13 protein-coding genes are annotated in these 18,720 nt (G+C 36.3%); 6 read left to right on the top strand and 7 right to left on the bottom strand.

The genetic code is table 11. The features are described 5' to 3' along the window. Positions 1-21 precede the first annotated feature (21 nt). Complete coding sequence (locus VCM44_RS09020; RefSeq protein WP_115362444.1) at positions 22-207, bottom strand: hypothetical protein; 186 nt, start codon at positions 205-207, stop codon at positions 22-24. 100 nt (positions 208-307) lie between these two features. Here VCM44_RS09020 and VCM44_RS09015 point away from each other — a divergent pair, with 100 nt between their 5' ends. After that, positions 308-1,870: a hypothetical protein gene (locus tag VCM44_RS09015; protein ID WP_334678605.1), complete on the top strand. Its 1,563-nt coding sequence runs from the start codon at positions 308-310 to the stop codon at positions 1,868-1,870. Between the two features lie 9 nt (positions 1,871-1,879). After that, on the top strand, positions 1,880-3,001 hold the full coding sequence (locus tag VCM44_RS09010; protein WP_115362449.1) for a hypothetical protein: 1,122 nt from the start codon (positions 1,880-1,882) through the stop codon (positions 2,999-3,001). Between the two features lie 22 nt (positions 3,002-3,023). Here the strand turns inward: VCM44_RS09010 and VCM44_RS09005 are convergent, their stop codons facing one another. From VCM44_RS09005 to VCM44_RS08985, 5 genes are all read right to left on the bottom strand, one after another. Further along, positions 3,024-4,340: a glycerol-3-phosphate dehydrogenase/oxidase gene (locus VCM44_RS09005; protein WP_334678604.1), complete on the bottom strand. Its 1,317-nt coding sequence runs from the start codon at positions 4,338-4,340 to the stop codon at positions 3,024-3,026. A 21-nt stretch (positions 4,341-4,361) separates the two neighbouring features. Beyond that, a complete protein-coding gene (locus VCM44_RS09000) occupies positions 4,362-5,786 on the bottom strand; it encodes a hypothetical protein (protein WP_334678603.1) in 1,425 nt (474 codons plus the stop codon). Between the two features lie 25 nt (positions 5,787-5,811). Then, a complete protein-coding gene (gene secA / locus VCM44_RS08995; RefSeq protein ID WP_334678602.1) occupies positions 5,812-8,373 on the bottom strand; it encodes a preprotein translocase subunit SecA in 2,562 nt (853 codons plus the stop codon). A gap of 15 nt (positions 8,374-8,388) precedes the next feature. Next, positions 8,389-9,498, bottom strand: a complete 1,110-nt coding sequence (locus VCM44_RS08990) for a M23 family metallopeptidase (protein ID WP_133296951.1) — start codon at positions 9,496-9,498, stop codon at positions 8,389-8,391. A 121-nt stretch (positions 9,499-9,619) separates the two neighbouring features. Then, positions 9,620-10,375, bottom strand: a complete 756-nt coding sequence (locus VCM44_RS08985) for a Stp1/IreP family PP2C-type Ser/Thr phosphatase (protein WP_115362459.1) — start codon at positions 10,373-10,375, stop codon at positions 9,620-9,622. 264 nt (positions 10,376-10,639) lie between these two features. Between VCM44_RS08985 and VCM44_RS08980 the strand changes: the two genes are divergently transcribed. The 4 genes from VCM44_RS08980 (at position 10,640) to VCM44_RS08965 (ending at position 17,272) form a co-directional block, all read left to right on the top strand. Then, a complete protein-coding gene (locus VCM44_RS08980) occupies positions 10,640-12,694 on the top strand; it encodes a PrkA family serine protein kinase (RefSeq protein WP_115362461.1) in 2,055 nt (684 codons plus the stop codon). A gap of 30 nt (positions 12,695-12,724) precedes the next feature. Further along, on the top strand, positions 12,725-13,846 hold the full coding sequence (locus VCM44_RS08975) for a DUF444 family protein (protein WP_115362463.1): 1,122 nt from the start codon (positions 12,725-12,727) through the stop codon (positions 13,844-13,846). Between the two features lie 30 nt (positions 13,847-13,876). After that, the gene (locus VCM44_RS08970) at positions 13,877-15,358 is read left to right on the top strand and encodes a SpoVR family protein (protein ID WP_115362465.1); all 1,482 of its coding nucleotides are present in this window, start codon (positions 13,877-13,879) and stop codon (positions 15,356-15,358) included. Between the two features lie 192 nt (positions 15,359-15,550). Further along, positions 15,551-17,272, top strand: coding sequence for a hypothetical protein (locus VCM44_RS08965; RefSeq protein WP_334678601.1), 1,722 nt, complete (start codon positions 15,551-15,553; stop codon positions 17,270-17,272). Here the strand turns inward: VCM44_RS08965 and VCM44_RS08960 are convergent, their stop codons facing one another. Then, positions 17,273-18,715, bottom strand: a complete 1,443-nt coding sequence (locus tag VCM44_RS08960) for a hypothetical protein (RefSeq protein WP_334678600.1) — start codon at positions 18,713-18,715, stop codon at positions 17,273-17,275. Positions 18,716-18,720: the final 5 nt, after the last annotated feature.

Below are 18,720 nucleotides of genomic sequence, written 5' to 3'. Positions count from 1 at the left end.
TAAACTCCGTTTTAATCTGTATTATTCTATTCCAAGTTCTTTTTTGATCTCTTCAGGGCGATCATCTTCTTCTGGATGCATGTCGTAATATGCATTTACGCTAACTAAATCATCTGGATTATCTGCTTTTTTAGTCGTTTTATAGATTTCGCCAGTCATTTGACATTCATATTTGAAAATTTGAAGCTTTTTCTTTCTTCTGGCCATGTTTTCCTCCGAAATGCATGATGCATTGTGGCATTTTTTGTAAAAATATACATACTCTACCATATTGTTTCAAATACTTCCATTCGTTATAATTAAATATATGCAGAAATCTAAACAATTTTTTATCATTACCGTGCTTGCTTTTTTTCAGCTCAATTCACTCGCCATGATGGGGGCCAAAGTTATTGCACTTAGTAAGAGTGGCCGAAGCGTTAAGCTTGATGTGGGAAAAGTAGCGGGCCTAAAGACTGGTGATGTTGCTGATGTTTCTATAAAGCTTGGAACGCTTGAGAAACCAAAGTTCATCTATCTTGGTAGTATTGAATTGCTTAAGCTTTCTGATCGCTCATCAAGTTGGTATTTCAAAACTATTTCTGGTGATAAATTAAATCGATCTAATTTCAAAAAAGATGACTTTATTCGCCTGCAAATTCGCTCTAGAAGTGAATCTGGACGAAGTAAAAAGAAGCCTGTTTATAATGTTAAAGCATTTGAGTCTAAAAATGTTAAACGAAATAATCGTTATGCAATAGATGGCGTTGTTCCTGCCAATCTTGTCCAAGAAAAAGAAGTTCCAAATGAGGAGAACTACGACTCTGACTATACTGATAAAACAACCTATAAAGTTACAGAAAAATCGATATTAAAAGACGGTAATGAAGTTATCGTAGAAGATGGCCGCTTAAAGTATAAGTATATTAACTCAAAATTAAGTCCTGTTGATGTTTCACGTTTATCGGATGAAGACTTAGATACGACATTAGGATCACAGCACCAGAATCAATTATCAAAGATCTCATCTAAGCAAGATGGATACGAGGAAATGTATTATAACGGAAGGGGAAGTCTTACTGGCCCAACATCTTCACTTTCAATTCAAAATACAATGGATGAAACTCTAGCTAGAGAGCGAGCAAAAAATAGTGTTACTCCTTCTGCTAAAGCAGCTCTTAATAAAGAAGGGCCTTTGTGGTCAGCGGATATGGACTCAGAGCAATTAAGTAATTATCTCAAGGCTTCAGGTATTGCTCGTGAAAAATTTAGAAGAGAAAACGTTTTAGCGATTGAAAGTGGTAATGAGGTACAATTTAGTTTTATTTCAAACTTACTTGCTAACTACTCTGATTCTGATAGTAATCATCAAAATCTCGGTTACGGGCTAGCAATAGGTTATGAATTTCATTTAATTCGCGCCCATAAAGCACTAGGTAAGTGGAGTGTTGACTTTGGTCTTGATGCTACAAATTTAAATGTCGATATTGGTGGTGTAAACGCCAGAATGACATTTACAAATATCGGCGCTCATATCAATTATTACTTCTATAATACCCCATATATCAGAAATAAGCTTCAGGCCTATGTTGGCCTTGGTATTAAGCGTGGCGTAGGTGAGGCAACTTCTGGCTTTTTAAATGGGTATAGTTATGATTATGAATCGGTGGCCTTACCTTCTATTACATTAGGGGTAAAGACACGACTTTCTTCTTTTAGAGACTATGAACAAGGAAATATGTTCGGATGGGGAATTGGAGCTAAGTTAAATTATGAGCTTTTAAGTTTAAACCCGATTAGTGAGTTAGATAGTAGTGACGATAGTAATTACACATTAAATCAAACAGTAAATAATATAAAGTTAATAGCAAGTTTAAGTATGTTTTTTTAAGGGATAAGTATGACAGGACGTTTTAGTAAATTAATTATTTCTCTGATATGCCTTCTTGGCCTATTCAGCGCAAGTGCATTAGATATTGATGAGAAATTAACTTTTAGAATTCTTCAAACTTCAGATACTAAGAAAACAATTCTAGTGAATCGAGGCCTAGAAGATGGCCTTGTTGTAGGTGATCATGCAAAACTCTTTATTACTACAGGTGTCTTTGCTAGAGGTGTCGTTATTCGTGCTACACCATCACGCTCAGTATGGAGTATTTATCGAATTGTGAAACCAAATGAGATTCACGTTGATAAGGTCGCTAATCTTAAAATCTCTTCTCCTGTTAAGTTAACTGAAGACCGTACAAAATCTCTTCAGGCCGCAACTTCCGGAAGACAAATGGGAGAGCCTGTTGATGTTCAAAGACAGAGAAATTCATCTCGAACTCAAGTTGTACAAGATACACCAAGAGCATCTTATGATGAACAAAGTGAGTTGGATGCAATTAAGACAACTGGTTTTGCAAGTGATCAAAGTATCGAGCGTCGCACTCCTAGTAAGATTCTATCTGATAAGAATATGGCCTTCAATATCTCGGCCGGCCTAAATATGTTGTCTGGAACATATGATAATGTTGGCGATGCTACTGATGCTGAAATTAGTGCAATTGGACTTAATGGAGAGTTTGAGTATTTCTTTGCTAAGTCTGACTCATTCCTTCAAAAGTTCTCACTTAAGGCAACTTTAGGTTACTATTCTGGTGAGACTGGAATTGCAGGCTCAACTGCAACTTCTATAGACTTTGGTGGTGCAGTGGATTTCCATTTTACAAATCCACTTGCAACAAATCGTATAACACCTTATTTAGAGGCCGGATTTGGACTATCTTTAGCAACTCTTGATGCGATTCCACAATCGTCAGGATCTTCTGTAACTGAAAGCTTATCTGGTTCTGGTACGTATATGTTTGCAGGAGCAGGTGCTAAATACACAATGGATTCTGGTTTTGGTTTCTATGCAAAAGGTGATTATTTTTCAACGTCTTCTACATTTAGTATTGAAACTGGTGGATCAACTGTGGACAACACTATCGACTTCAGTGGTTTTAGAGCAATTGCTGGAGCATATTTAAGATTCTAAATTATATACAGGCGCTATCTTCTTAGTAGCGATAGCGCCTTTTAAGGTCTTCTTCACACCTAACAAACTCATACTTTTTCATCTCTTCAATTTGTTCTTGTGTTGCTTTATCCTTAAAGGGATTGTAGCGCATTTTAAATCGAAATGGCGCTACAGTCTTGCTATGGTCATAGGCCTTTTTGTGATTATGAACTATGATTCTGGTTACATCTTGTGCCATTGTTCTAAATGTTGTGTATTTCCCACCAACTAGAACATGGCAATTATGTAATGGTTGATAATGTTTGTGTACTCTTGCCGTTTTTCCTAGAGCTGCTGTTGAGTCATCTTTTACAAGAGGTCTTATTCCTGCAAATGAAGAAAGTATGTCTTCTTTTTCAACGTTTGCCTTTGGAAAGTATTGATTTAGGTTTGCTAAGAGATAAGTTATCTCTTCATCACTTGGAGATAAGTCAAAGTAATCTTCTTCTACTTTTGATTCAGTTGTTCCCACAAGAATACGATCCCCTTGTGGTATAACAAATATAACTCGTCCGTCATTAGGTGTTAGTAAGATGGCCGTTTCAATTTTTAATCGATCCTTATCAAGCCATATATGACTTCCCCTTGATGGAAGAAGCTTTGGATCCCAGTGAATATCCTTGTTCATAGACATAATCTGGTCAGTAAATGGGCCTGTTGCAAAAACGATATCCTTACAATAGATTTTCTTCGATTCACCGGTGATTTCATCTTTTAAAGTAACAGCAACTTTTTTATTTTCTAAAAACTCATACTTTTCAAGTGATGTATGGTTTAGAGCATGACATCTCGGATTTAGTGCGCCATCTCGTAGGACTTCAATTGTAAGTCTAGCATCGTCAACGACAGCGTCGTGATAAACACCACTTCCTCTAAGGTCTTGTTCTTTTAGGTCTTTGTTTATTGCAACTGATTCTTCTTTTGATTTCATCTCATAAGGAGAGTTTTCAAAACTAGACAATAAATCATAAAGAAAAAGTCCAATTCTAATCATCCACTTAGGTCTGATGGAGTCAGAGTAAATAGGAAGATAGAACTTTTCTTCAAAGCAAAGATGTGGAGCTATTTTTAACCATAGGTTTTTTTCATGTAAAGCTTCCCAAACAAGAGGGAAGTCAAAGTTCTCAAGATAGCGAATACCACCATGTAGCATCTTAGAGCTCTTAGAGCTTGTTTGTGATGAAAAGTCTTTCTTGTCGATAATGAGACAATCGATATCATGAAGACTAAGGTCTCTAAAGACTCCTGCGCCTACAATCCCTCCACCTATGATTATTGTGCTATATGTATCTTTTGTTTCACCTAAATTTTTAATCATTATATCTACGTCTTTTATTTTTTATTCACTAGCTTCTAGGTAGACGAAGTCTCCATGGGCCATGATGATGTTATAATTTTTTCCGTTAATTTCTTTTTGTCCTATATTAAAATGAATAGAAATAACGGCGTTTGCACCTTTTTTATATGCTTCTTTTCTTATGCTTTCGCCAAAGTATTCAACGAGGTTGATGGAAGAGAAGTCGTCAAATTCACTACGGTCAATTTGTTCGTTAATTTGCATTGGTCCCAAGCTATGTATAATTTTATAACCAGGGATATATGGTGATGTACTTAAGGCCACATCTTCTTCATTAAATTCTTTTTTTACGAAATGTTTTGATTTATTTTGTAGAATTGAGCGTGGGCCCGTTAGTCCTCTTTGATCAGTGTGATCATAACTGTCGCTCTTGTGAATTTCATGAGCTAGAGCAACTTTTATATTACGACAATAACGTCTAAGCTTTCCTGCAAGAGTGATGGCACTAAATTCGCCAATTTGAGCGATTAATAGCTGTCCACTCTCAAGTGACTTTCGGTAAAGCTCTTCATTTCCTTCCAAGAGGCCAAATTCATTTAGAGTCGCAAGAATACTATCTTCAAATTCCTCTGTATTAATACCTTGTAGAAGAATTGAAAAAGGAGGGTTGCCTCCGATTGCGGCCTTTCCATAAGTTGAATTTGTTGCAAAATCTCTTACATCGCTTAAGTCCTCTTGAATTTTGGTACTTAAGTCTGGAAGGGGAGTTGTCTCTTCGTAATTAACTTCTTCCATTGAAATCTCTTGATCTGGAGTGTCTTCAATATCGTGGTTATCGTCATTAGAGAGTTCTATTTCTGCTATATCATCGGTGTCGTCGTCTTCTTCTTCAGTAGGAATGTCTTGATCAGTAATTTCATCTGATGGGTCATCTTCATTACTAAAGGATACTTCGTGGTCGTCTTCGAAATTCTCGGAATCTTTAGAATCTTCAAAGTCGTCTTGAGAGCTTTCTTCTTGTGAGTTCTGATCTTGTAAGTCATCTTCTGGCCAAGCATTGTTTTGGTCTTCTTCGTATCCATCTTCGTATTCATCTTGGTGCTCATTTTGGTCGTCGTCTTGAAATCCCTCTGGGTCTTCTTCATTATCATACGACTCAAAACTATCATCGAAGTTATTATCAAATCCTTCGTTTGAATTATCGTCAGCTTGGTCTTCAAAGCTTGCTTCAAAATTATCATCAAAACTTTCTTCAAAGTTATTTTCTTCAATTGCCTCGTCAGGATTTTCAGGAGTGCTATAGTCAAATGATGATAACTCAACTTCTGCTTCATCGCTCTTTTGATCTGAGTCGTCCTCAGCTTCAATATCGGCAAGGACCTTATCGAGATCGTCATCACCTTGGTGAAGGAACTCTGATAGATCTTCGATTCGAGTTAGGTCGTTTTTGTTATCACCATCTGACATTGTTTTTTACGCCTTAATTAATGCTCTATGAGCCGTGACAGTGCTTATACTTTTTACCAGAACCACATGGGCAAGGATCGTTTCGACCTACTTTTACTTGTCCACGCGAGCGTGGAGCTTGTTGTTTCGGTTCATCGCGACCTTCTTCCTCTGCTATTCTCTTGGCCTTTAGAGCATCAAGTTGTCTTTGTAATTCTTCTTCTTGCTCGCGTCTTAGCACTTCAATCTCTTCTTGAGTATAAAGCTTAACAGTGAACATATTTCTAACAACACTCTTTTTTACTTCGATACGCATTTGTTCAAAAAGACCAAAAGCTTCACGCTTGTACTCATTTAAAGGATCTTTTTGAGCGTATGCCTTAAGATTGATACCTTCTTTTAGATGGTCCATATTTCTTAAGTGATCTTTCCAGTGTTGATCAAAAGTTGAAAGAAGAATCTCTCTTAGTGCAAGTGTCACTTGTTGTTCATCATATCCCGCAAGCTTACTTTTTAAGATTTCTTTTGCCGTCTCTTCAAAGTACTTACTTACGTCACCTGAGAACTTATTTGAACATTCAACAGCTGATACTTCGTAGTCAGTATTAAATGTTGTGCTAAATCCATTTTTCATATCTTCCCAAGGAAGATCTTCTAGAGGAACTTTCTTTTGTGGGCGATAAGTATTAAATAGATCATCTGCCACATCTTCTGTCATTTCATCTACAAAGCCGCGATTGTCATTGTCTGAGAGAATGTCACGACGAATACGATAAATAACTCGACGTTGCTCATTCATAACATTATCAAAATCAAGAAGGTGTTTTCTTATTTCAAAGTTATGTGTTTCTACTTTCTTTTGGGCCTTGGCAATAGCATTTGTGATCATGCTGTGCTCGATTGGCTCATCTTCTTCCATTCCAAGTGTGTTCATCACTTTTGCAATACGATCACTACCAAAAATTCTCATTAGATCATCTTCAAGTGATAAGAAGAATTTAGAATGTCCAGGGTCTCCTTGACGACCAGAACGACCACGAAGCTGATTATCAATTCGGCGAGACTCGTGTCTTTCAGTACAAAGAATATAGAGACCACCAAGTGATTTTACTTCATCATTAATTTTGATGTCTGTACCACGACCGGCCATATTTGTTGCAATTGTAACAGTACCTTTAACACCTGCATTTTCAATAATACCGGCTTCTTTTCCGTGCTGTTTTGCATTTAGAACATTATGCTTAATTCCTGCCTTTTCTAGTTCGGCAGATAGTAAGTTAGATGATTCAACTGTAATCGTACCAACAAGTACTGGTTGACCTTTTTCATTTAACTCTTTGATTAAGTTAATGATGGCCTTATGCTTTGCTTTCTTATTCTTATAGATAACATCAGCTTCATCAATACGTGCAATTGGAAGATTTGTTGGGATAACAATTACATCTAAGTTGTAGATCTTTTTAAATTCTTCTGCTTCTGTGTCTGCAGTACCAGTCATACCTGCAAGGTTTGCATACATTTTGAAGTAGTTTTGAAATGTAATCGAGGCAAGAGTTTGGTTTTCTTGCTTAATTTCTACACCTTCTTTTGCTTCAATTGCCTGGTGTAGACCGTCTGACCAGCGAGAACCTGTTTTAAGACGACCTGTGAATTCATCGACGATAATAATCTCACCGTCTTTGATGATATAATTTGCATCTTTCTTAAATAGGTGATGAGCACGAAGAGCTTGATTTAGGTGGTGAAGAAGTGAAGAGTGTTCAACATCAAATAGGTTATCAACCTTAAGCATTTCTTGAACTTTTAAAATCCCTTCTTCCGTAAAGATCGCACTCATTGCTTTTTCATCAATAGTGAAATGCTTCTCAATCGTAAGCTTTGGAATAATTTGGTTTGCCACACCATATAGATCTGAACTTCCTTCCGATGGCCCAGAGATAAGTAGTGGAGTTCTTGCTTCATCAATAAGGATTGAGTCAACCTCATCCACAATACAGTAGTGAAAGTCTCTTTGAACATATTCTTCAAGAGAGAACTTCATATTATCTCTTAGATAATCAAAGGCAAATTCATTATTTGTTCCGTATGTAATGTCAGCCCCATATGCTTTTTGGCGATCTTCATCTTCCATATCAGCAATAATGCAACCAACACTTAGACCAAGCCAATTATAAAGTTCACCCATCTCCTTAGCATCACGTTGAGCTAGGTAGTCGTTTACAGTAACGAGGTGAGCACCTTTTCCTTCAAGTGCCTTTAAGTATAGTGGAAGGGCCGCTGTTAGTGTCTTACCTTCACCGGTCTTCATTTCTGCAATGATTCCCTTGTAAAGAACAATACCACCGATGATTTGTACATCATAAGGTCTCATGCCGAGAACTCTTTTTGATGCCTCTCTTACCGTTGCAAAAACTTCTGGGAGAATGTCATCAAGCTTTGCACCATCTTCAATTAATTTCTTAAATTTTGGTGTTTGGGCCTTGAGCTCATCATCGCTCATCTTTTCCATCTGAGCTTCAAGAGAGTTGATTTCATTAACAATTGGCATAAGCTTTTTGATATCGCGATCGTGCTTAGTACCAAATAGTGATTTAAGCGGATTAAACATTTAAATTTCTCCTAATTAATCCAGTACATAATACAAAGGGTCCACCGGCGTGCCATTAACACGAATTTCGTAATGGAGGTGAGGACCTGTTGATAAACCTGAGTTTCCGATTCTTCCAATCGGATCCCCCCGTTTTACTTTTTGGCCTTTCACGACGAGGTTTTTTGAATTATGTCCGTAAAGTGTAGTTATACCGTATCCATGATCGATTTCTATATGATTTCCGAATCCGTAGTTTTTCTTGGATGTTTTTACAACACCATCAGCTGGTGCAAGAATTAAAGTACCAATTGGCCCACCGACATCAAGACCTTCGTGCATCTTTACTCTTTTTGAGTAGTGACTCATACGAGGTCCGTAGTATGAAGTGATCCAGCCTCTGGCAGGTAATAGTGTAGGTGTAGATTTAAGAAATGATTCGCGGTCTAAAAGATATTGGTCTAGTTCATTGACACGAATTTCTAAATCACCTGAAATCTTACGTAAAATTGAATAACGATAATCAAAGTACGCAAAGTTTTCAGCTAACTTAAAACTTTGTTTAATTAAACTACTCCATTCTTTTGTGAAGCTGTAACCAGAGGTAAGACCAAAGTTTGTCGCAATCTTACGTTCATAGAGGTCGTTGATGTCGCTGAACTCCTGATTCGTTTTTAAGACGCTTAATTCCGACTTAACTTTATTTAAAAGCTCTCGGTCCTTTTCTGGCACAAGGACCGATTGTGGATTTCTACCTGAAGAGTGATCGTGGCTTCCTGAATGACCTTCACTTGGTTCGCGATCATCTTTCATCAATGGCTTTGTTAGATCAAATTCCTTGAAACCTGAGATGACTCTCAGCTTACTTTCAATTTTTTGAATTCTTTCAATATCATCAGTTAATGTATTCAGTTTCATATTAAAGAGCTGGATTTGCTCTTTAAGTTGACGGTTCTCAATACTGAGGTGACGGTTTTCGTAAACTTGTTTTAAAATCTTAACGTAGTCAAACGTTAGGATACCGATAACAGCGATAATAATTACTACTAAGAAAATGGCCGAGTTAAAAATGACTTTTGGTATACGAAAAGACTTAACTCCCTTTTCCTTCTCGGGAATAACCATTATTGTATAAAAGCGACTCAAAATTACATCCTTGAATTTTTCAATAATTTCTGATGTTTATTGTAGGTTTCTTGATTTCAGTTTGCAAGACTTTAATCCATGACACATAGAGACAGTGAGCTAAAATATTTTCGAAGTTAAATTAATTAACTACCGTAAGAATTATCGATATATTGTCTTGTCCACCGTGTTCGTTGGCCTGGCGAATTAAAGTTTGCACACAGTCATGAAGTTTTTGATGAGTTACGTCATCGGTGTTATCAATCATATCTTTGATAATAAAAAGAATGTCCTCGTCACTTAGTTTACCGTGGAGGCCATCTGAGCACAGAAGAAAGATATCACCCTTTTGCGGTCGGTAATCATAAATATCAACTTCAATATCTTCTTCAAAGCCCACCGTACGTGATAGGTAGTTTTTATTTGGATCTTTTGCTGCTTGGTCACGTGTATAGATTCCGTAGTTAATCTTTTCTTGTATTACGGAATGATCTTTTGTTAATTGAAAAATCTGTCCATTTGAAATGACGTAAGCTCTTGAGTCACCAACATTTGCAATCTTTGCACTTTCGTCATCAAAGAGAAGGCTGACAACAGTTGTTCCCATTCCTTTAAGAGCAGGTTCACTATCGGCATATGCTTTTATCTTATTATTGGCATATAGAACAGATTCTTGAAGAACTTGACCTAATTCTTCTTGTGGTTGGGAGTTGATTTTATCTTTGACTTTTTCTGCAAGGTATTTGATGGCCATTGTTGAAGCGAGTTCTCCACCTGAGTGTCCACCCATGCCATCAGCAACAATATAAAGTTTTGTGTTATTGCTAATGTAAATAGAATCTTGATTTGTCTCTCTCTTGCGCCCAATATCTGAAACGCCAGCACAGATCGTATTCATATTTTCCCTTGTCTGAAGTCATTTAATATCAATTCTTCTTTATTTTCAGTTGGATAGGAATTTTAGTCAAATACTTTTGTTGGTCATTTATTTTTGCCCATTTTCTCAGAAATACTTGAGTGTTTTATGGTGTCAAAATGCACTTTGAATAAATTAAACTAATGGAATTTTTTTTAATAGTTTCTTTGCTTTAAGTGAAATTATCACGTTATAATATATTTAGGACTTTAGCTTGCTAATATGCAACTCATGGATGGAGATAATATGACTAAAATGAATATGAATGAATTTATGAGTGAGAATTACAGGGTCGAAGACTTTGCTCACTTACATTGGACGGGTAGTTTTCAAGACTACATCGATCTTGTTTCAGAAGATCCAAGAATTGCTCGTAATTCCTTTCAACGAATTTATGACATGATCATGTCATTTGAAACAAGTACATATCTTGAATATAAAAAAGAAATCACACGTTATCATTTTTTCGATGATCCAATCGGTGGTGGTAAGGATGCTGTTTTTGGTATCGATGTTCACTTAATGAAACTTGTGAACTTTTTCAAGGCCGCAGCTCTTGGCTATGGTACAGAGAAAAGGGTTCTTCTACTTCATGGGCCTGTTGGTTCGGCCAAGTCTTCAATTGCAAGAAATCTTAAAAAAGGTCTTGAACACTATTCAAGAACTGATGAAGGTGCACTATACACGTTTGAATGGTATGACGAAGAAGAGTCAGATATTTTAGGCGGACAAAAAGTTTTCCCATCGCCAATGCATGAAGACCCATTAAAGCTTATTCCACATGAAGTTAGAAAAGAATTTCTTGATAATATCAATAAAGGTAATAAGGGTCATAAAGTTAAAATTCGCGGAGAAGTTTGTCCGGCCGACCGTTATATTCTAAAAGAGTATATGGTTAAGTATGACGGTGACTTCATGAAGGTTATGGAAAACCATATCCGTGTTAAAAGACTTATTCTTTCTGAAAAAGATCGTCTAGGTATTGGTACTTTCCAACCTAAAGATGAGAAAAACCAAGACTCGACAGAGTTAACAGGTGATATCAATTATAGAAAAATTGCTCAATATGGTTCTGATTCAGATCCACGTGCATTTAACTTTGATGGTGAGTTCAATATTGCTAACCGCGGTGTTATCGAATTTATCGAGATGCTTAAGCTTGATGTAGCTTTCCTTTATGATCTACTTGGTGCTTCTCAAGAGCAATCAATTAAACCTAAGAAGTTTGCTCAAACAGATATCGACCTAGTTATTCTTGGTCACACAAATGAGCCAGAATTTAGAAAACTTCAAAATAACGAATTTATGGAAGCACTTCGTGACCGTACGGTTAAGATCGACGTTCCATATATTTCTCGTTTAGATAATGAGGTAAGAATCTATCAACGTGACTTTAACGCTGAAAAAATTCCTCATGTTCATATCGCTCCTCATACGCTTGAGATGGCAGCTATGTGGGCCGTGCTAACAAGACTTGAAGAGCCAAAGAAAGCTGATCTAACTCTTGTTCAAAAGTTAAAACTTTATAACGGAAAAACTCTAACTGGTTATAATGAAGATAACGTAAAAGAACTACGTAAAGAGGCCGTAAGAGAAGGACTTGAAGGTATTTCTCCTCGTTATATTCAAGATAAAATTTCTAACGCTCTAGTTAAGTATGGACACACTGGTTCTCTAAATCCATTTATGGTTTTCAATGAACTAGAAAGTGGACTTAAGCATTCAATGGCCAATAATCAAGATGCCGCTGAAAAGTACCGTGAGATGTTAGCTATTGTTCGTCAAGAGTATACTGATATCGTTAAAAACGATGTTCAAAAAGCAATCTCACTTGATGAATCTGCAATTGAAACTCTATGTGCAAATTATATTGATAACGTTAAGGCCTACACTCAAAAAGAGAAAGTTCGTAACAAGTACACTGGTAAACTTGAAGAATCTGATGAGCGTTTCATGAGAAGTATCGAAGAGAAAATCGATATTGCTGAGTCTCGTAAAGATGACTTTAGACGTGAAATTATGAACTACATCGGAGCTCTTGCAATCGAAGGAAAACAATTTGATTACAAGATGAATGAAAGACTTCACCGTGCACTTGAGCTGAAGCTTTTTGAAGATCAAAAAGATGCGATCAAGCTTACAACAATTATTTCAAATGTTGTTGATAAGGAAACTCAAGAGAAGATCGATGTTATCAAGTCACGCTTAATTAAGAATTATGGTTACTGTGAAATTTCAGCAACAGATGCTCTTAATTATGTGGCAAGTATTTTTGCAAAAGGAGACAGTGCTAAGTCATAGATTTAGTACGCTCCAATTACCGGAGACCAAATGGATCATCCAATTAAAAGAGATCACGCACGCTTTCGAAAAATTATTAAAGGGAAGGTGCGTGATAACCTAAGAAAGTATATCGCTGGTGGCGAGATGCCGATTCCAAAAGGAAATGGGCAATTCAAAGTTCCAATGCCTTCAATTAATACTCCAAGGTTTCGTTTCGGTGATAAGAGCCAAGGTGGAACTGGACAAGGTGACGGGCAACCTGGAGATCCAGTCGATGGACAAGGGGAGCCAGGAGAAGGTCAAGGTGAGCCTGGTGAAGCTGGAGAGCAAGAAGGTGAGAAGGCCCTTGATGTTGAAATGAGTTTAGATGAACTTGCTTCAATCCTAGGAGATGAACTCGCACTTCCAAAAATTGAGCCAAAGGGTAAGAAGAATATGGAATCAACAGTGGATCGATACACTAGTATTGGTACTGTTGGGCCAGACTCTCTAAAGCACTATAAGAGATCATTTAAAGAGGCCTTAAAGCGTCAGATCGCAATGGGGACTTATGATCCAAATAATCCCGTTGTTGTTCCAATTAAGTCAGACATGAGATACCGAGCAAGTAATTCAAAGATTGAATTTGAAAACTCTGCTGTGGTTATTTATATGATGGACGTTTCGGGTTCAATGGGTGATGAGCAAAAAGAAATCGTTAGAACAGAGTCTTTTTGGATCAACTTGTGGCTCAAGTCTCAATATAAAGATATTGAAATTCGTTATATCATTCACGATGCAACAGCTAAGGAAGTTGATGAGGATACTTTCTTTAGAACTCGTGAAAGTGGTGGAACACTAATTTCTTCTGCATTTAAGTTATGTAAAGAAATTATCGATGCTGATTACAATGCAGATGAATGGAATATTTACCCATTTCATTTCTCTGATGGTGATAATTGGTCAGCGGAGGATACAAAGGTCTGTGTCGATCTTTTAAAAAGCTCTATTATTCCAAACTCTAATGCTTTCTTTTACGGGCAAGTTGAATCTCGTTACGGTTCAGGCCAGTTTTATAAAGATTTATCCAAAGAATTTGGTGAAAAGCATGAGGATGTTATTTTAAGTAAAATTAAAAACAAGGATGCAATCCTTGATTCCATCAAAGAATTCTTAGGGCCAGGAAAGTAATTTTAAAAAGGTAATAAATATATGAGTAGTATGGAAAGAACAAAACCATTATCAGGAGAGTTAGCAAAACTAAGAGATGAAGTACTTGGTTATGCACTCGATTACGGCCTAGACTTCTATCCAGTCGTTTTTGAGGTTTGTGACTACGATACAGTATGTATTTTAGCTGCCAACGGTGGATTCCCAACACGCTACCCTCACTGGCGTTTTGGCCTTGAGTATGATCGCCTTGCAAAGGGGAATACTTATGGATTCCAAAAAATATACGAACTCGTCATTAATACTGACCCTTGTTACGCTTATCTTTTAAGTTCAAATCGTTATGTGGACCAAAAATTAGTTATGGCCCATGTTTATGGCCATGCTGATTTCTTTAAAAATAACGCTTGGTTTCGCCACACAGATCGTCGCATGATGGATGTTATGGCCAATCATGGCACTAAAATTCGTCGTTATATGGATCGCTATGGCCAAGATACTGTCGAAGAGTTTATCGATACGATCCTCTCTTTTGAAAATCTTCTTGATGTTAATGTTCTCTTCCAAGGGGAAGTGAAGCAAGCAACTTCAGCAGATGAAGAGTATGAACACAAAGATGAGAGATCTCAAGTTCTTCGATCTTTTATGAACTCTAAAATGGCTAGAGGCGAAGCTGATGAGGATGTTGTAGAAAGAAAGAAGACACCTCTAGAATTACTTGATGATGAAGTTCGTGGAACACGTGATATTATGAGCTTCCTAATGCAGCATGCTCCAATTGAAGAGTGGCAGGCCGATGTTATCGGTATTTTAAGAGAAGAAGCTTATTACTTTCTTCCACAAAGAATGACAAAGATTATGAATGAGGGATGGGCCTCTTATTGGCACTCTAAGATTCTGACAAAGAAGGCGTTAAATAGCTCTGAAATTATTGATTTCGCAGATATCCACTCTGGTGTTATGGCCATGAGTAAGCAAAATATTAATCCTTATAAGATAGGGATTGAGCTAATGCGTGATATTGAATACCGCTGGGATACTGGTAAATTCGGAAAGGAATATCAAGAATGTACAAATCTCCAAGAAAAAGAGAATTGGCATATTGAAACAAATCAAGGACGTGAAAAGATCTTTGAAGTTCGCCGTACTCATAATGATATCACTTTTATCGATGAATTCTTCACTGAAGAGTTTTGTAACCGCATGCAGCTTTTTACATATAAGTACAATTCTCGAACAGGAAGAAATGAGATTGAAACTCGTGACTTTAAAGAAATTAAGTCAAAGCTACTAAATCAACTAACAAATTTCGGCTCACCAATCATTGAAGTAGAGTCTGCTAATCATAAGAATCGTGGAGAGTTACTTCTTCGCCATGTCCACCAAGGTGTTGATCTCGACTTAACTCAGGCAAGTGATACAATGGCCAATATTTATAAAGTATGGAAAAGGCCAGTATCAATTGAAACTGTCGTTGAAGATAAGCGTATTCGCTATATCTTTGATGGATTAGAGTTTAAAGAAGATAAATAAGACAAGATTCTTTGTTGATTACTTTGTACTTTCTAGTAAAATTATATTGAACTAATTTTACTAGGAATTTCAATGCTTTCTACTTTTAAGTACTCTTTTATATTCTTATTCATATCGCTTTTAATTACTAGCGTTGAAGCTTTTGAATTAGTTTCAGGCCGAGGTGATATAAATTTATTTCATAAAGACCAAATGAAGAAAATTGATGGAAATAGTATCAATGGTGCTATTGGTATCAATCAAGATACTCTCATTATGACTGCAAGCAATAGCTATGCACGCTTCATTAATGACCGTGGTGATATTCTTATCATTGGTCCCAATTCAAAGGTTACAATTGAATTAAAATCTACCTTTGCTGGAGATTTGATTGCTCTTCATGATGGAAATATTCGTGTTATTGCTAAGAAGCAAAGAAAGGTTAGGAAAGGTAAATTTGATCGTATTTTTATTCGCACAAATAGTGCTGTTGCCGCGGCCGAGACAGCTGATTTCTTATTGAGCTATAACTTATTTAATAATGTAACTGGCCTACTCTCTTTTAATGGTGAAGCTGCATTTAAAAGAATTGATAAGACTCATGATCTAAGTGCTGGCCAACGCTTAATCTATCGACGCTCATCTAAAGGAAGTCAGCTTAAGTATAAATTTCATAAAGACACTGGACTTAGTGAAAAGCTAAAATTAGCAAATGATACTTTATTTGGAGATGAGAGAAAGAATGTTTCAACTCTCTATCGTGGACAATATAGTGCAACATTTCATGATGCTAGGCCCGCTTCAATGCCTGTTAAGATTAATCCTATCCAATTAACACTGCTATATCGTAATACCAATCTTGATATGACACTTTATTCAGACTCGATGGACTATGGCCAGGGTGATGATGCAACTGTTGCTGCATTTCCATTAAAAGGCGATCTTTTAAGGCCTGCGGAGCAAGTAACATCGTATCGAGGGCAATATTCAACATACCAAAAGAAGTATGCACCAAAGGCCGGAGGTCTTGTTGATATAAGAACAGGGATTTATATCCCGCCTGAAAATGATGCTATCTTTGATGAATCATTTCGTGTTTATATTCCAAGAAAAATAGGTCGCATTAATGCAGTAAATGGAAATTTCGTTTCACCAAAGAATTTAAAAATTGATCCAAATAAAGGATTTGTAACAGTTAATAACACTCATGAATCGCTAAAGAATCAACAGATGTTAAATAACTTATTAAAATCAAATCTGCTATTAGCAAGTTATCAAAATGTATCTCGTAAGAAAATGTCCATGGCCGAAAGGTACTCTGCAAATATTGTTGGGGTCTCAATTGTCAATCAAGGCCTAACTCATACTTATAATAATGATGAATTTGATTTTTCTTCACGTGGTATTGAGTTGAGCTTAATACTTATTGGAAATGGTGTTATTAGGCCATTTGCAAAATTTAAATTACTAAATGAGAACTTTGAACAACTTACTTCTTCAAAAGAAGTCGAAAGATTCTATCATATGAATCTAGGTTTAGATTATCTATTAAATGAGAACTTCTATCTAAGTGGCCAAATTTCAATTGATGAGGCCCCTATCTATTTAAGTTCTACAGATACAATAACATTGGCCACTATAAATAGCTTAATAGGGGAAGTAGGAGCTAAAGTTATAAGATCTAAACGATACGATATATTTGTATTTGGTGGAACTAAATATAACCATTCAAATGAGGATGATGAATTTGATATGGAGTCTGGTTTTGGCTTCTATGCAGGAGCGAAGGCAGAGTATTGGATTAATCGTAGAAGTTATTTCTATGGAGATTTAAGCTATATTAATCATTCTCTATCTATTGTTGGAAACTCTAATGATAGTGATATTGATATGAGTGGTACTATTTTAAACCTAGGCTACCGTTACTCATTCTAATTAGCGATATTCTTTTCCTAAATTTGGATAAGACTTAAGATCTAATTCATAAACATCTTTTTGATATATTAAGACTGGCTCTTTCTTGTCTTCGATATCTACTTTAGAGATCATTGAATTAAGACGATCTTGAATGTCTTTAGATTCCATTTTCCTCTCAGAGGCCAAGACATCTTTACTAAAATTCGGCCAGATTTTTGATTGTAGATGCATCCAGCAGCTAATGACATTCTTATTTAGACACGATTTATCGCTAAGGCGTACCCATTGTGGATCATCATTGATTAATTTTATATATGAACTTAAAATTGCTGCTTCATATGGAAGTTTTCGATTGTATTTAATATCGAGGTTGTCCATGAGGTATCTTGCTTCTTTATTTTTGTTTTCTTTTAGTAATAAATTGATTTTTAATAATTCTTTTTCTCTTGAATTACCTTCGCTAACTGGAATTTTAGAAAGAGCAACTCTTGCATTCTTATAATTTCTACTTAACCAAGCTGAAGCAAGGATGAGCTTATTATTAGCAATAGAATATGGTTTACTAAGTAGGTTAGAGATGAAGTGGGAGTAGGCGGTTTTATAATTTTCTTTTTTTACTTCTTCAAATCCTTTTAGCTTATTAGTATTAGAGTTATTAATGGCCCCTGCTAATTTTAAAGCTTGTTCATGTTGGCCATTATTATATAGGTTTGCTGCAACTAGCGTTCGGATTGTCGCATCTGCATAAAACTCAACTGGTATCGTCTCGTAATATTTCAAAATTTGTTTGTGACGAGAAAAGTATAGGCCATACTTTAAGACTGCTTCAATATCGTCCATATTATTAGTTAAGAAGTAATCTCTAATTTTTGTGCTTCTAACGTAACCATTTAACTTATGCTCAAGCACAAGTCTTAACCAAGTTTCGTTTTTGTAAGAGCCAATTAGCCTTGAATGGTTCATGCAACCTTGAAAGATTTCTTCTATATCATCCTTCTTTTCTTCAGGCATTGACATAGCACTGACAATTCTTAATGCACAATTTTGGTAATACCAGGAAGCATTATTAGAAAGACTCTGTAGAATCTCTGATGATTTCTTAGGGTCTGTATCTGCAAAGTAAGCAAGGGCCAAGAAACGATTAATTAAAAGAAGTTTTGAATAATTCTTTGTCTTTAAAGCCTGACGATTTAAAACAAGTATCGCATCATCAGTGTGCCCATCTATTAATAGTGATTTTGCTATGATCAATTGATCGAGAAAGTCTTTTCTCTCATCTATTTGTAGCCCTCGTTCAAAGTAGCGGGCCTCAATCTCGTTATAGATATTATATGGCGGGTCTAATTCTTTCTTTGCCTGGCGTCTTGCGATGTGCTCAGCTGTACGGTCGATTGCCATAAGATCTAACTGAAGACCAATTAAAATGATCAGGAATGGTAAAAACTTTCTAGCTTTGTTCATATCGT

Origin of the sequence: Halobacteriovorax sp. DPLXC-1, from assembly GCF_036903125.1 — a bacterium.
GTDB classification, from domain to species: Bacteria; Bdellovibrionota; Bacteriovoracia; order Bacteriovoracales; family Bacteriovoracaceae; genus Halobacteriovorax_A; species Halobacteriovorax_A vibrionivorans.
This window is presented reverse-complemented; position numbering and strand designations above follow the sequence as displayed.